We start from the raw sequence: 13,904 nt of genomic DNA, 5'->3' as shown, positions 1-13,904 counted from the left end.
GACGACCGGATGCGGGAGGGGAACGAGGCGCGCGCCTCGCGCCACGATACATCAGGTTCGAACCCTGCCGCACGGATCGCGGCGCGAAACGCGCCGGAGCGGGGCGGCGGCGTGCTCCCATGCGCGGCTACTTCATTGCCGCGATCTCCTTCGCGCGAATCAGCCTGGCGCGCAGCACGTTGCGGCTGATGCCGAGCAGCCGTGCGGCCTGGATCTGGTTGCGGTGGCTGAATTCGAACGCGACGCGCATCACGGTGTCCTCGATGCGCTCGAACAGGTTGCCGTGATCCTCGTCGAACAGCGCACGCAGCGCGCGTTCGAGTGCAGCCTGCGCGCCGGTTGCCGGGTCGGGTTCCTGCGCCGGTGCATGCACGGCGGCCGTCGCGTCGTACGACGCGAGATGCAGGTCGGCCTCCTGCAGTGCGTCGTGGCGGCTCACGAGCAGCGCGTGATGGATCACGTTCTCGAGTTCGCGGATATTGCCGGGCCAGCCGTATGCCTGGAGCCGGCGCTCGGCGCGCGGGTCGATGCTGCGCGGCCCGTAGCCGAGGCGGCTCCGGTAGTCGTCGAAGAAGTGGCGCGCGAGCGGCAGGATGTCGCCGGGGCGCTCGCGCAACGTCGGCACCGCGAGCTGCACGACGTTGAGCCGGTAGAACAGGTCGCCGCGAAACTGCCCGTGCGCGACGGCCTGCTGCAGATCGACGTTGGTCGCGGCGACCACGCGCACGTCGATCGGCACGCCCGTGCGCGAGCCGAGCCGCACGCCCGTGCGCGAGCCGAGCCGCACGACCTCGCGCTCCTGCAGCACGCGCAGCAGCTTGACCTGCATCGACAGCGGCAGGTCACCGATCTCGTCGAGAAACAGCGTGCCGCCGTTCGCGGCTTCGAACCAGCCGGGCTTCGCGCTGAACGCGCCCGTAAACGCGCCCTTCTCGTGACCGAACAGTTCGCTCTCGACGAGCGTCTCGGAGAAGGCGCCGCAGTTCACCGCGACGAACGGCCCGTTGCTGCGGCGACTGAGGCCGTGCACGTGCCGCGCGATCAGTTCCTTGCCGGTGCCGGTTTCGCCGACGATCAGCACGTTCGCGTCGCTCGGCGCGACCAGGCGAATCCGTTCGAGGAGCGCGACCGAGCGCGGATCGACGAACACCTGCGCGCGGGCGCGAATGGACGTCGCCAGCGCGGGCCGGTCGGGCAGCGTGAGCACGGGCGCGGCGTCGGGCCACGCATCGGAAGGGGAGCGGTTCACGAGTAGAAGCCCGGCGTCGGCCAGGTTCGCTTGAGCGCCCATTCGCCGATCTCGCGAATCTTGTACGCGAGCGGATCGTGGAGCGTATGGGTGCGCAGGTTGCGCCAGTGCCGGTCGAGCCGCAGCGCGCCATGCGTCGCGCGCGCGCCGGCGACGTCGAACATGCGCGTGCAGAGATCGAGCCCGGTGCGGGTGGCCGACACCTTTGCAGCGGCCGTGGCGAGCGCGACCTCGCCGCGCTCCGCATGCGTGAGCGCCGCATCGCGCGCCCACGCGGCGTCGAGGCGATCGGCCGCGCGGTCGGCGAGCACGCGCGCGGCTTCGAGCCCGACCCAGAATTCGCCGTACTGGCCGAGGATGTACGGATCGTCGCCGGTGCTCGCGACCTGCGCGCCGGGCCACGGCCGCGCTTCGTGTAGCGTGTAGTGCCGCGCGTCGCTGAACGCGGCTTCGGCGATGCCGAGATACACGTTCGTCAGCACGAGCTGCGCGACGAGCGGGCGCAGGCACGCGAACGGCGTCGACAGCGGGCCCGGGTCCGTCAGCAGTTCGTGTTCCTCGACGCGCACTTTCTCGAACGTGACCGTGCCGCTGTCGGTCTGGCGCTGGCCGATGTTGTTCCAGTCGTCGGCGATCGAGATGCCGCTGCGCTGCGTCGGCACGGCCGCGATCAGGAACGCGCGCGTCTGCGCGTCGTGCGCGGACGCGATCAGCATCTGCGAATCGAGTGCCCCCGAACAAAAGCTCTTCTGGCCGCTGAACTCGTGCCATGCGCCGCGCGAACGGCTGACCGTGCGTTCGTCGAGCGGATTCAGCGCATTGCCCCAGAACCACTGCTGGTGTGCGGTTCGCTCGAACCACGATTCCCACTGCGCGGGCGTGCCGAACAGCCGCACGGTTGCGAGCATCAGGTGATGGAAGCCGAATACGTGCGCGAGCGAACTGTCGGCGGCCGCGAGCACGCGGACCGCGTCGAACGTCGTGCGCCAGCTTGCGCCGAGGCCGCCGTAGGCGGCGGGGATGCTCAGCGCGAGGAGGCCGCTGTCGCGCAACTGGTTGCGCTCGGCCTTCGGCGTGCCGCCCTGCTGGTCGCGTTCGGCCGCAGTTCGTGCAAAGCCGGCCGCCAGGCGTCCGGCGGTTTGCAGCGCGTCGGGAGGAGCCGGTTCGTCGCGGGACGGCGCGACGACGCGCAGGCTTTCCGCGCGGGGCGATACGGAAATGGATGTCATGGCGATGAATGCGTCGGGTCGCTGCACGAAAACGGCCAGGCTGCATCGGGCATTGCCGACCGGGTGCTGCGTGATCAGCAGAGTGTTCAACGTTTTGCGCAACGCGGGAAACATCGATTTCTGATAACCAATGCCGGATTGCTGCGCTGGACGCTGCGCGCCTGCCGGAATCCGTGCGGAAGCGGAAAAATGCGTCCGCCGCACACTGCGCTGCTGATTACGCAGCAGTGCATCAGCAGCGCTGTTTCCCCCAGTTCATCGTGCTGCGGAATATGGTTGTGATGCCGTGGCTGGCACGCTTATCAACGTATGTCGATCGGCGGGTGTGCCACGACAGGCCGTCGATCGCGATGCATTTCGTCATGCAGACGATCGATTTTTCATCGCCGTCGTCGAAATGGCACGCTCCTTGCTGACCCATGACGTGGTGGGTGCATCGGCACCCGATTCGACAATGGGAATGCAACCGATGAGCAATGCAATCAACGTGGTCGCGATATCGGGCGGCCTGCAACGGCCGTCGCGCACGCTGGCGCTGACCGACGCGATCGTCGCGGCACTCGGCGCCGCGCTGCCGATCGACACGCGGCTGATCGAACTCGGCGAGATCGGCAGCCGGCTGGCCGGCGCGCTGACGCGCGCGCAGGTGCCGGCCGACCTCGACGCGCAGATCCGTGCGATCGAGACGGCCGATGCACTCGTCGTCGCGAGCCCCGTGTATCGCGCGTCGTACACGGGCCTCTTCAAGCACCTGTTCGACCTTGTGCATCACGAGGCGCTGGTCGACGTACCCGTGCTGCTCGCCGCCACCGGCGGCAGCGAGCGTCATGCGCTCGTGATCGACCATCAGCTCCGGCCGCTGTTCAGCTTCTTCCAGGCACGCACGCTGCCGATCGGCGTGTATGCGTCCGAAAGCGATTTCGACCAGTACCAGATCGCGAGCCCGGCGCTGCGTGCGCGCATCGCGCTCGCCGTCGATCGCGCGGTGCCGCAGCTGCGCCCGCATGCGCTTTCCGTCGCGGCCGCCTAGGCCGCCAGCGTTTTCCCTTCCGACCAGGACACACTCATGAGCCATTCCGACTCTTCCGCCGACGGCGTCAAGTTCGCCTACTGGGTGCCGAACGTCAGCGGCGGCCTCGTCGTCAGCACGATCGAGCAACGCACCGACTGGAGCCTCGAATACAACCAGCAGCTCGCACGCACGGCCGAGGCGGCCGGCTTCGAGTACGCGCTGAGCCAGATCCGCTTCACGGCCGGCTACGGCGCCGAATACCAGCACGAGTCGGTGTCGTTCAGCCAGGCGCTGCTGCATGCGACGACGAAGCTCAAGGTGCTCGCCGCGATCCTGCCGGGGCCGTGGCACCCGGCCGTGGTCGCGAAGCAGCTCGCGACGATCGACCATATCTCGAACGGTCGCATCGCGATCAACGTCGTGAGCGGCTGGTTCAAGGGCGAATTCACCGCGATCGGCGAGCCGTGGCTCGAGCACGACGAACGCTACCGGCGCTCGAAGGAATTCATCCAGGCGCTGAAAGGCATCTGGACGCAGGACAACTTCACGTTCAAGGGTGATTTCTACCGCTTCAACGACTACACGCTGAGCCCGAAGCCGGTGCAGAAGCCGCATCCGGAAATCTTCCAGGGCGGCAGCTCGCGCGCGGCGCGCGACAACGCGGCGAGCGTGTCGGACTGGTATTTCACGAACGGCAATACGCTGGAGAACCTGAAGGCGCAGATCGACGACATCCGTGCGAAGGCGGCGGCGAACAACCATCGCGTGCGCATCGGCGTCAACGCGTTCGTGATCGCGCGCGATACGGAGGAAGAGGCGCAGGCCGTGCTCGACGACATCATCCGGCACGCGCACGTCGAGGCCGTGCACGCGTTCGGCGATGCGGTGAAGCAGGCCGGCAAGGCGTCGCCGGAGGGTGAGGGCAACTGGGCGAAATCGACGTTCGAGGATCTCGTGCAGTACAACGACGGCTTCCGCACGAACCTGATCGGTACGCCGCAGCAGATCGCCGAACGGATCGTCGCGCTGAAGGCGATCGGCGTCGATCTCGTGCTCGCGGGGTTCCTGCATTTCATCGAGGAGGTCGAATACTTCGGCCAGCGCGTGCTGCCGCTCGTGCGCGAACTCGAGGCTCGGCGGCAGGCGGTTGCCGCGTAATGCGACGGCGCGGTGCGCGGCGGGCACGAACGCGTGCCGCGCGCCGGCCGATCGAAGGGGCGACACCGGCGGTTCTCGCGGGTCGACCCGGTTTGACGTTTCGGATATCGAAACAGGAGGTCGGCGGATGCTTCCCGGCGCCGCCGGCCGGTTCATGAGCTTTGCCGGAATCGACATGTCTACGGAAATCATCGAAGAAAACGTGCAACCGCAAGCGGGCGCCACGCCCGTTCCCGTCATCGGCTCGGATGCCGAGGCACTCGACGTCGCGCGTCAGGTCGCGGCACGGCTGGCCGAGCACGCTGCGTTGCGCGACCGCGAGCGGAAGCTGCCGTTCGACGAGATCGAACTGTTCTCGTCGAGCGGGCTGTGGGGCATCACCGTGCCGCGCGAATACGGCGGCGCGGAGGTGTCGAACGTGACGCTCGCGGAAGTGATCGCGATCGTTTCCGAGGCGGACCCGTCGCTCGGCCAGATCCCGCAGAACCACTATTGCCTGATCGAGGACATCCGCCTCGAGGGCAGCGATGCGCAGAAGCGCTTCTTCTTCGATCTCGTCCTGAAGGGCACACGCTACGGGAACGCGTTTTCCGAAGCCGGCGGCAAGAACGTGCTCGATATCCGGACGCGCGTGCATCGCGACGGCGACGCGTTCGTGCTGAACGGCCGCAAGTTCTATTCGACCGGTACGCTGTTCGCGCACTGGATTCCGGTACTCGCGCTCGACGAGTCGGACCAGGCCGTGCTCGCCTTCGTGCGGCAGGGTGCGCCGGGGCTGACCGTCGTGGATGACTGGAGCGGCTTCGGGCAGCGCACAACCGCGAGCGGCACGGTGATCGTCGAGAACGTGCGCGTGAGCCCGTTCGAAATCTTCCACACGCAGCGTTCGTACGATCGCCCGACCTTCGCGGGCCCGTTCGCGCAGATCACGACCGCCGCGATCGACCTCGGGATCGCGCGCGCCGCGCTGCAGGACACGATCGCGTTCGTGCAGCAGCATGCGCGCCCGTGGATCGACAGCGGCGTCGAGCGCGCGAGCGAGGACCCGCTGACGGTCGCGCAGATCGGCGACATCGCGTACCGCGTGCACGCGGCCGAAGCGCTGCTCGCGCGCTCGGGCCGCTTTGTCGACGCGGCGAAGCGCGAGCCGGGCGAGGAAACGGTCGCGCAGGCCGCGATCGCGGTGGGCGAGGCGAAGATCGCGACGACCGAAGTGGCGCTGCTTGCCGCGAACAAGCTGTTCGAGCTCGGCGGCAGCAAGTCGACGCTGGCGAAATACAACTTCGACCGCCACTGGCGCAACGCGCGCGTGCATACGCTGCACGACCCGGTGCGCTGGAAGTATCACGCGATCGGCAACTACTACCTCAACGGCGTGAAGCCCGCGCGCCACTCCTGGAACTGACCGGCTCGCGCCGGCCGCCGTCACCACCCTCACCATCACCACCACCACCGCCGCGGACGGCACGCACGCGGCGCCGCTTCATTCCTGACGAGGTCAATCGATGAGTCATCCAGCAAGCCCCGCGCAGGCACTGCCCGCGCAGCATGCCGCACCGCCGGCGGGCGGCCTGCGGCGCAACTACCTGAGCCTGCCCGAACTGATTGCGCAGTCGATCGGCCTCGTCGGCGTGTCCGGCGGGATCGGCGTACTGATCCCCGCCGTGTTCGCGACGGCCGGCAACGGCACGTGGCTCGCGTACCTGTTCGCGATCGTCGCGCTGCTGTTTGCGTCGTGGAGCATCTCGGTGTTCGCGCGCGATTCGGCGTCGCCGGGGGCGCTGTATGCATACGTGTCGGCCGGCATTGGGCCGGTCTGGGGCGCGATCTGCGGCTGGTCGCTGCTGATTGCCTATGCGGTGGCCGCCGCGGGCATCCTGCAGGGGACGATCAACACGTTTCTCGTGCTGGGCCGCGAGACCGGGCTGCTCGGCGGCGCGACGCCGCTCGGCGCGGTGCTCGGGCTCACGGTCGTCACCGCGTTCGCCGCGTGGTACATCGCGTTTCGCGACATCCGGCTGTCCACGCGTTTCACGCTGTTCGTCGAACTCGCGACGCTGCTGCTGATCGCCGTCGTCGTGATCGGGACGATCGCGTTCGGCGGCCATCCGGTCGATCGCGCGCAACTGACGCTCGAAGGCGTGAAGCCGACCCAGCTGCAGCTCGGGATGGTGCTCGCGCATCGGCTCGGCGCCGGCTGGGTCGGCGTGCTGATCGACGCAGGCGTGGCGTTGAGCTTCTTCGCGGCGTTCTTTTCGTCGATCAATGCGGCGGCGCGGATCGTCTATACGTTCGGGCGGCAGGGCGTGCTGCATGCGTCGACGGGCCACGCACACGAGCGCAATGCGACGCCGCACGTCGCGGTGGCGCTGATCGCGGTGCTGGCGCTGGTCACCGCGCTGGTATTCACCGCGCGCGGCACCGCGCTACTCGATTCGTATGGCTATCTCAGCTCGATTGCCACGTATGGCTGGCTGCTTGCATACGTGCTGGTGGCGATCGGCGCGCCGCTCTATCTGCGCCGCCAGCGCCGGCTTCGCGCGCGGCATGTGGCGATCAGCGTCATTGCGGTCGTGCTGCTCGCGATTCCGCTGGCCGGCAGCGTGTATCCGGTGCCGGAGGGCGTGTATGCGTGGCTGCCTTATGTGTTCGTCGCGCTGCTGGCGATCGGGCTCGGGTGGTTCCTGGTGCTGCGCGTCCGGTTTCCGGAGCGGTTGCGCGAGCTGGAGGCCGAGTTGCTGACGAAGTGACGGGGCGCGCCGTCGGACTTCGGCGCGCCGGTCGGCTGGACGGGGCTTATTCGGTCAAGTCGAAATCTTCTTCGCGGCCGTTCAGTATCGCGGTCAGTGTCCGCAGCCCGGCGTCGAGCTGGTCCATGGTCGGCGCGGCCAGTGCGAGCCTTACCGCGTTCGGTGCATGGCCGGACGAGACGGCAAACGTGGTCGACGGCGTCAGCCCGATGTCGCGCCTGGCCGCGGCCGCGACCAACGCCTGTGAGCGCCAGTGCGCCGGCAAGGTCAGCCACAGGTGGTAGCACTTGCCGTTGGTCCGGATATCGAAACCCGCGAGACGATCGATTGCCAGCGCCTGGCGCTCGCTCGCATCGATGCGCTTGAGTTGCGCGAGCTCGGCCACGGTGCCGTCGCGCATCAACCGCTGCGCGGCCGCGAATGCGAATCCCGAGGCGGTCCACCCGCCCGAGCGTACCGATGCCATGACGCTTTCGCGTAGCCGCGGCGGCGGCACGATGAATCCCAGGGTCATGCCGGGCGTGACCTTCTTGGACAGGCTGTCAATCACGATGCAGGCGTCCGGAGCGAGCGCGGCCAGTGGCGGTTCGTCGCCGAGGAAGCCGTACACGTTGTCCTCGATGACGGGAATGTCGAGCTTTTCGACCACGCGTAACAGTTCGGCGCGACGCGCGGTGCTCATCGTCATGCCCAGCGGGTTCTGGATGGCCGGCTGGACATAGATTGCCGACAGCCTGGCTTCACGGTGCGCCTTTTGCACTGCGTCGGGACGCACGCCGTCATCGTCCATCGCCAGCGGTACCAACGAGATGCCCAGTTTGGCGGCGATGCCCTTGATGAACGGGTAGGTCAGCGCTTCCACGCCGCAGCGCCCGCCTGTCGGAACGACCGCGGCCACGGCTGCGGCAATGCTTTGCCGCCCGTTGCCGGTAAACACGAGCTGGTCCGGCGACGGCGACCATTCCGGTTGCGACAGATAGGCGGCGGCTACGCTTCTGATGGCCGCGGTGCCGATACTGGTGGCCTCGCGCAGCGCGGCATCGAGTTCCGCCGGTCGGTGCAATCCGCTCAGGCTTCGTGCAATCAACGCCGTTTGATCGGGGACGCTCGGATAGTTGAATTCGAGATCGATCCGTACGCCGCGCGGCTCCCCGGGCGCCGCCGCCCCGCGCCGCGTCTCGCCCGACACGAAGGTGCCGCGGCCGACTTCACCTACCACCAGCCCGCGTCGCAAGAGCTCCGTGTAGACCCGGCCCGCCGTCGATGCGGCGATTGCATGCTGGTCGGCGAAAAGACGCTGGGGAGGCAGGCGATCGCCGGGCGCCAGTGTGCCGTTGGCGATTTGCGCGGCAATCGCGTCGGCCAGTTGCAGATACTCGGATTTGGACATGGATTGCACCGATAACAATGATTATTGCACCGAGGTCAATGTTTTTATTGCACTGAGATATGAGGCGGTGCATTCTGATTTCAGCGAGTCGATTGTACCGGGGCTGCAACGCTTGTACGACTCGGGCGGCAGGCAGTGCACCTGACCGGCGCACTGCATCGCCCCGGCATACCCATTGGAGAGGCAGTATGCATGGAACGCGTTCAACCCTGATCGCTCGCATGGCGGCGACGCAGCTTCGAGCCGGCTCGCGGCAGCCCGCCGTGTGGCGTTCCGTGTCGGCGAGTCGGCCATGACGGCCGCACCGGTCGCGGTGGGGCTGCAACTGACGCTGACCACCATCCTGATCGCGTTCGCGGGCGTGTTCGTGATCGCGTTCATGCGCGGCGCGTTCGGCGGTGGATTCGCGATCATCGGCATACCGCTGCTGTCGCTCGTGATGGACCCGGTGACCGCCGGCGGTCTGCTCGCTCCGCTGTTCATCGCGATGGATCTGTTCGCGCTGCGGTACTGGAAGCCTTCGACATGGTCGAAGCCGGATCTCGTTCTGCTGCTGCCCGGGCTGGTGATGGGTATCGGATGCGGCTATCTGGCATTTCGGTTTCTCGACCATCGGGCCATCGAACTCCTGATGGCGGCGGTCACGCTGATATTCGTCGGCCTGTGGGTGGCCGGCGGCGCGCAGCTGACGGTCCGTCCGCGTTCGCGACCGAAGGCCGTGACCGCCGGTTTCGCGTCGGGCGTCACGACGATGGTCGCGCATTCGGGCGGGCCGCCGCTCGCGATGTACCTGCTGCCGCTCGGTCTCGGCAAGGAGATGTACGCGGGAACGACGAGTCTTTTCTTTACCGTGGGCAACGCGCTCAAGGCGGTGCCCTGGATGCTGATCGTGCGGCCGACCATGAACGTCTGGGCATTGATGGCGGTCTGTCTGCTCGCCGTTCCGGCCGGCGTGGTATTGGGCTGGCGGCTGCACGGCAGGCTGGACCAGCGCCTGATCTATCGGATCTGCTACGGATTGCTGGCGGTGACCGCGCTGAAACTCTTCTGGGACGGCGTTTCCGGCTATCTCGCGTGAAGCGGGCGCACTGGCGCCCGTTCCCGGTGCCGGTGCGAAGTTCTTGCGAATGACAGGTAATCAGTAGTGCAGATGTCGTTCGTCCGACCAACAGGAGCGTGTATGTCGACTGATACTTCTTTGCGGACGCCGTCGCGGCGTCATTTCATGGGCGTAGCCGCGACCGCCGCGGTGGCAGGTTCGTTGAGCCGCCTCACGTTTGCCGAAACCGAAGCGAGCCGGGCCGTCGTGGGCGTTGCCCGACCGGCCGGCGGCGACGCGTCCGCCGTGCGCCCGCTGCGGGTGCATGCGCCGGACGTGCAACTTGCCGAGCTGCGGCGGCGGATCAACGCAACGCGCTGGCCCGAACGGGAAGCGGTCGCCGACGCATCGCAGGGCGTGCCTCTCGAGACGATGCAGAAACTCGCGCGCTATTGGGCGACCGACTACGACTGGCGCAAGGTCGAAGCGACGCTGAACGCACTTCCGCAGTTCGTCACCCGGATCGACGGGCTCGACATTCATTTCATCCACGTTCGCTCGAAACATCCGGATGCGTTGCCCGTCATCGTCACGCACGGATGGCCCGGCTCGATCATCGAGCAACTGAAGATCATCGGGCCGCTGACCGATCCGACGGTCCATGGCGGCACGGCATCGGACGCGTTCGACGTGGTGATTCCATCGTTGCCGGGCTACGGGTTCTCGGGCAAGCCCGCTGCGACCGGCTGGGATCCCGTGCGCATTGCGCGCGCGTGGATCGTCCTGATGAAACGCCTCGGATACCGGCGTTACGTGGCGCAGGGTGGCGACTGGGGTAATGCCGTGACCGAGCAGATGGCGCTGATCGCGCCGCCGGAGCTCGTCGCGATTCACACGAACATGCCGGCCGCGGTGCCGGACGATATCGCGAAGGCACTCAAGTCCGGTGAGCCCGCGCCCGCCGGTTTGCCGCCGGACGAACGGCACGCGTACGAGCAGCTCGATCGTTTCTACAGGCACGGCCTCGGTTATGCGCAGGAAATGGCGAACCGCCCGCAGACGCTGTACGGCATCGAGGATTCACCGGTCGGACTCGCCGCATGGATGCTTGACCACGACGCGAGCGGCCTCGCGCTCATCGAGCGCGTTTTCGATGGCCATACCGAGGGACTGACGCGCGACGACGTGCTCGACAACGTCACGCTCTACTGGCTGACCCGCACGGGCGTCTCGTCGGCGCGCCTGTACTGGGAGAGCAAGCTCGAATTCTTTGCGCCGAAGCATGTGACCATTCCGGTGGCCGTGAGCGTGTTTCCGGATGAAATTTACGCCGCGCCGAAGCGTTGGGCGCAGGCCGCGTATCCGAAACTGATTCACTACAACCGGTTGCCCAGTGGCGGGCATTTCGCAGCCTGGGAGCAGCCGAATGCGCTGTCGGAAGAACTGCGTGCGAGCTTCCGGTCACTGCGCTGAACGCATTCGCGCGATCGTATGATTCGCGGATCACGCCACACCTGCCATCCTCGACGCGTCGACCACCATCTGCACGCCGAGCCCGCCGAGGATGAGCCCCATCGCCCAGCGCTGGGCGAGCAGCAGCGTCGGGCGCCCGTGCAGGAACTTCGCGATGCTGCTGGAACAGATCGCCACCGTCCCGTTCGCGCAGGCGAATGCGGCGATCAGCAGCGAACCGAGAAACAGCGACTGGCCGAGCACGCTGCCGTTCCGGTAGTCGATGAACTGCGGCAGCAACGAAATGAACAGCATCGCGAGCTTCGGGTTCAGCACGCTGGTCGTCGCGCCCATCGCGAGCAGCCGCAGCGGCCGCTCGCTGGGCAACGCCCGCACCTCGAACGGCGAGCGGCCGCCGGGCCTGACGGCCTGCCATGCCAGATACAGCAGGTACGCCGCACCGACCACGGCCAGCCCGCTGCCCGCATAGGGCACGCTCATGAACAGCGTCGTGATGCCGAACGCCGCGCCGAACATGTAGAACAGATACCCGATCATCACGCCACCAAGTGAAATGAGCCCCGCCGTGCGGCCCTGCGCGATCGAGCGCGACATCACGTAGACCATGTTCGGCCCGGGCGTGACCGCGAGCATGCCGCCGATGACGAGAAACCCGTAGAGCGATCCGGACGTATGCATGTCTGACGATTCCTGCAACGAGTGAGTGCTGACGGGAATCATTGTCCGATCGTGGAGGCGAACAGTAAAACGGGATAAACTGAATCGATTGATCAGTTTTTCTGAATGCGATGAAAAAGCTCGACCTCGATGTGCTCGCGATGGTGGTGGCCGTCGCCGAATCCGGATCGTTCGCTCAGGGCGCGCAGGCCGTGCACCGGTCACCGTCGGCGGTGAGCATGCAGATCAAGGCGCTGGAAGATGCGCTCGGCAAGCCGCTCTTCATCCGCGACACGCGCAACGTGACGCCGACCGGCGAAGGCACGATGCTCGCCGAATACGGCCGCCGGATGCTGGCGATGCGCGACGAGGCCTGGGCGTCGGTCGTGCGCCCGGAGATTCGCGGCCGCGTGACGATCGGCGTGCCCGACGACTACATTTCGTCGCTGCTGCCGCAGGTGCTCGGCAAGTTCGCCGCGATGCACCCGCGTGTGGAAGTGCGCGTGATCGGCCAGCCGAGCAGCGCGCTCGTGCCGATGCTGAAGGACAACACGGTCGACCTCGCGTGCCTCACGCGGATCAAGGGCGTGACCGGCGAGCTGATCCGGCTCGAACCGCTCGTGTGGGCCGGGTCGCCGAAACGCAACGTATGGGAGGAGCGGCCGCTGCCGGTAGCCTTTTTCACGCACGGCGGCAGCATGGCGCGCGATCAGGCGGTCAAGGCGCTGAACCGGCGGAAGATCCCGTACCGGATGTCCTACGAGAGCCCGAGCCACCTCGGCCTCCTCAGCATGGTGGAGGCCGGGCTCGCGGTCGCGCCGCTGGCGCGCTGCTGCATTCCCGATCATCTCGTGCAGCTGTCGGAAAGCCACGGGCTGCCGCCGCTGGGCGAACTCGAGGTCGTGCTCGCGCGCAGCGCGCAGTCCGCGCGCCCGCCGTGCGACTACCTGGCCGAGCAGATTCTCGGCGAATGGCGTACCTGAACGCGGGCAGCCCGCCGGCGGCCGTGTTTCAGCACGACTTCAGCAGCCATTCGCGGAACGCGACGAGCGACGGCAGTGTCTCGTTCCCCGGCGGATAGACGAGGTAGTAACTGCGCTGGCTGGTGATCGCGTCGCCGATCGACACGAGTTCGTTGCGGCCCAGCTCGTCTTCCACCAGCACCTTCGGCACCAGCCCGATTCCCATCCCGGCCCGCACGGCCTGGATCAGGTGCGACGTCAGCTCGAAGCTCGGGCCGATGCGCATCTGCCGATGGTCGAGCCGATAGTGCGAAAACCACTCGGCCCACGCCTGCTGGTTGCTCGTCACGCCGAGCAGCGTCTGCTTCGCGGCCCACGCCGGCGAACGCGCGTCGGCCTTGCGGCGGCTGCCGGTGTCCGGCGGCGCGATCGCGATCAGGAACTCGTTGTACAACCGGTGCGCGTGCAGGCCCGGCCAGTCGCCCGCGCCGACGGTGATGGCCGCATCGAGGTCGTCGTTGAGGAAATCGATGGCGCCGATCCGCGAATGGAGGTGCACGGTCACGCCCGGATGCGCGGTGTAGAAGTCGTGCAGGTGCGGCAACAGCCATTTCGAGCCGAACGTCGGCAAGGTGGCGAGCCGCAGCGTGCCGGCGCCCGCCTGGTGGGACATCGCCTGAAGCGTCGCGCCGCGGATGCGCCCCAGTGCGCCGCTCAGCTCGGCGAAGTAGCGGCGCCCGACCTCGGTCAGCTTCACGGAGCGGCCCTCGCGCCGGAACAGCGGCACGCCGAGTTGATCCTCGAGCGTCTGGACTTGCCGGCTGATCGCGCTCTGGCTCAGCGACAGCTCCTCGGCCGCGCGCGTGTAGCTTTCATGCCGCGCGGCGGCCTCGAACACGAGCAGCAGCGACATGGACGGGGTGAGACGACGGTAATTCATGAGTTTTATGCAATATTCGCCGGGTGAGAATTCGTTTGTTTCTCG

13 protein-coding genes are annotated in these 13,904 nt (G+C 67.2%); 7 read left to right on the top strand and 6 right to left on the bottom strand.

Translation table 11 applies throughout. The features are described 5' to 3' along the window. Window positions 1–127: 127 nt before the first annotated feature. From E9536_RS29040 to E9536_RS41615, 3 genes are all read right to left on the bottom strand, one after another. Window positions 128–1,291: a sigma 54-interacting transcriptional regulator gene (locus E9536_RS29040; protein ID WP_168799588.1), complete on the bottom strand. Its 1,164-nt coding sequence runs from the start codon at window positions 1,289–1,291 to the stop codon at window positions 128–130. Next, window positions 1,246–2,592 carry an acyl-CoA dehydrogenase family protein gene (locus tag E9536_RS29035; protein ID WP_247873527.1) on the bottom strand — a complete coding sequence of 449 codons (1,347 nt, stop codon included), beginning with the start codon at window positions 2,590–2,592 and terminating at the stop codon, window positions 1,246–1,248. The genes E9536_RS29040 and E9536_RS29035 overlap by 46 nt, the downstream gene beginning before the upstream one ends. A gap of 118 nt (window positions 2,593–2,710) precedes the next feature. After that, entirely contained in the window at window positions 2,711–2,899 is a 189-nt protein-coding gene (locus tag E9536_RS41615; protein WP_168799587.1) for a hypothetical protein, read from the bottom strand. 48 nt (window positions 2,900–2,947) lie between these two features. Here E9536_RS41615 and msuE point away from each other — a divergent pair, with 48 nt between their 5' ends. From msuE to E9536_RS29010, 4 genes are all read left to right on the top strand, one after another. Further along, window positions 2,948–3,508 carry an FMN reductase gene (msuE, locus tag E9536_RS29025; protein ID WP_042975766.1) on the top strand — a complete coding sequence of 187 codons (561 nt, stop codon included), beginning with the start codon at window positions 2,948–2,950 and terminating at the stop codon, window positions 3,506–3,508. Window positions 3,509–3,544: 36 nt separating this feature from the next. After that, window positions 3,545–4,648, top strand: a complete 1,104-nt coding sequence (gene sfnG, locus E9536_RS29020) for a dimethylsulfone monooxygenase SfnG (RefSeq protein WP_136471618.1) — start codon at window positions 3,545–3,547, stop codon at window positions 4,646–4,648. A 175-nt stretch (window positions 4,649–4,823) separates the two neighbouring features. After that, a complete protein-coding gene (locus E9536_RS29015; protein ID WP_168799586.1) occupies window positions 4,824–6,053 on the top strand; it encodes an SfnB family sulfur acquisition oxidoreductase in 1,230 nt (409 codons plus the stop codon). A gap of 100 nt (window positions 6,054–6,153) precedes the next feature. After that, window positions 6,154–7,398, top strand: a complete 1,245-nt coding sequence (locus tag E9536_RS29010) for an APC family permease (RefSeq protein ID WP_136471614.1) — start codon at window positions 6,154–6,156, stop codon at window positions 7,396–7,398. 46 nt (window positions 7,399–7,444) lie between these two features. Here the strand turns inward: E9536_RS29010 and E9536_RS29005 are convergent, their stop codons facing one another. Next, entirely contained in the window at window positions 7,445–8,788 is a 1,344-nt protein-coding gene (locus tag E9536_RS29005; protein WP_136471612.1) for a PLP-dependent aminotransferase family protein, read from the bottom strand. A gap of 292 nt (window positions 8,789–9,080) precedes the next feature. Between E9536_RS29005 and E9536_RS29000 the strand changes: the two genes are divergently transcribed. Both E9536_RS29000 and E9536_RS28995 read left to right on the top strand, forming a co-directional pair. Next, entirely contained in the window at window positions 9,081–9,866 is a 786-nt protein-coding gene (locus E9536_RS29000) for a sulfite exporter TauE/SafE family protein (protein ID WP_136471610.1), read from the top strand. A 102-nt stretch (window positions 9,867–9,968) separates the two neighbouring features. Continuing rightward, window positions 9,969–11,300: an epoxide hydrolase family protein gene (locus E9536_RS28995; RefSeq protein ID WP_136471608.1), complete on the top strand. Its 1,332-nt coding sequence runs from the start codon at window positions 9,969–9,971 to the stop codon at window positions 11,298–11,300. A gap of 30 nt (window positions 11,301–11,330) precedes the next feature. Here the strand turns inward: E9536_RS28995 and E9536_RS28990 are convergent, their stop codons facing one another. Beyond that, window positions 11,331–11,978 carry a LysE family translocator gene (locus E9536_RS28990; protein WP_021160723.1) on the bottom strand — a complete coding sequence of 216 codons (648 nt, stop codon included), beginning with the start codon at window positions 11,976–11,978 and terminating at the stop codon, window positions 11,331–11,333. Window positions 11,979–12,088: 110 nt separating this feature from the next. Between E9536_RS28990 and E9536_RS28985 the strand changes: the two genes are divergently transcribed. Next, entirely contained in the window at window positions 12,089–12,940 is an 852-nt protein-coding gene (locus E9536_RS28985) for a LysR substrate-binding domain-containing protein (protein ID WP_027792175.1), read from the top strand. Between the two features lie 28 nt (window positions 12,941–12,968). On the opposite strand, the gene E9536_RS28980 is transcribed toward E9536_RS28985, so the two are convergent. Beyond that, window positions 12,969–13,859, bottom strand: coding sequence for a LysR substrate-binding domain-containing protein (locus E9536_RS28980; protein WP_027792174.1), 891 nt, complete (start codon window positions 13,857–13,859; stop codon window positions 12,969–12,971). Window positions 13,860–13,904 lie beyond the last annotated feature (45 nt).

The organism is Burkholderia sp. LS-044, from assembly GCF_004803625.1.
GTDB lineage: Bacteria > Pseudomonadota > Gammaproteobacteria > Burkholderiales > Burkholderiaceae > Burkholderia > Burkholderia cepacia.
Note: the sequence above shows the minus strand (reverse complement) of the source record. Positions and strands in the feature narration are given on the sequence as shown.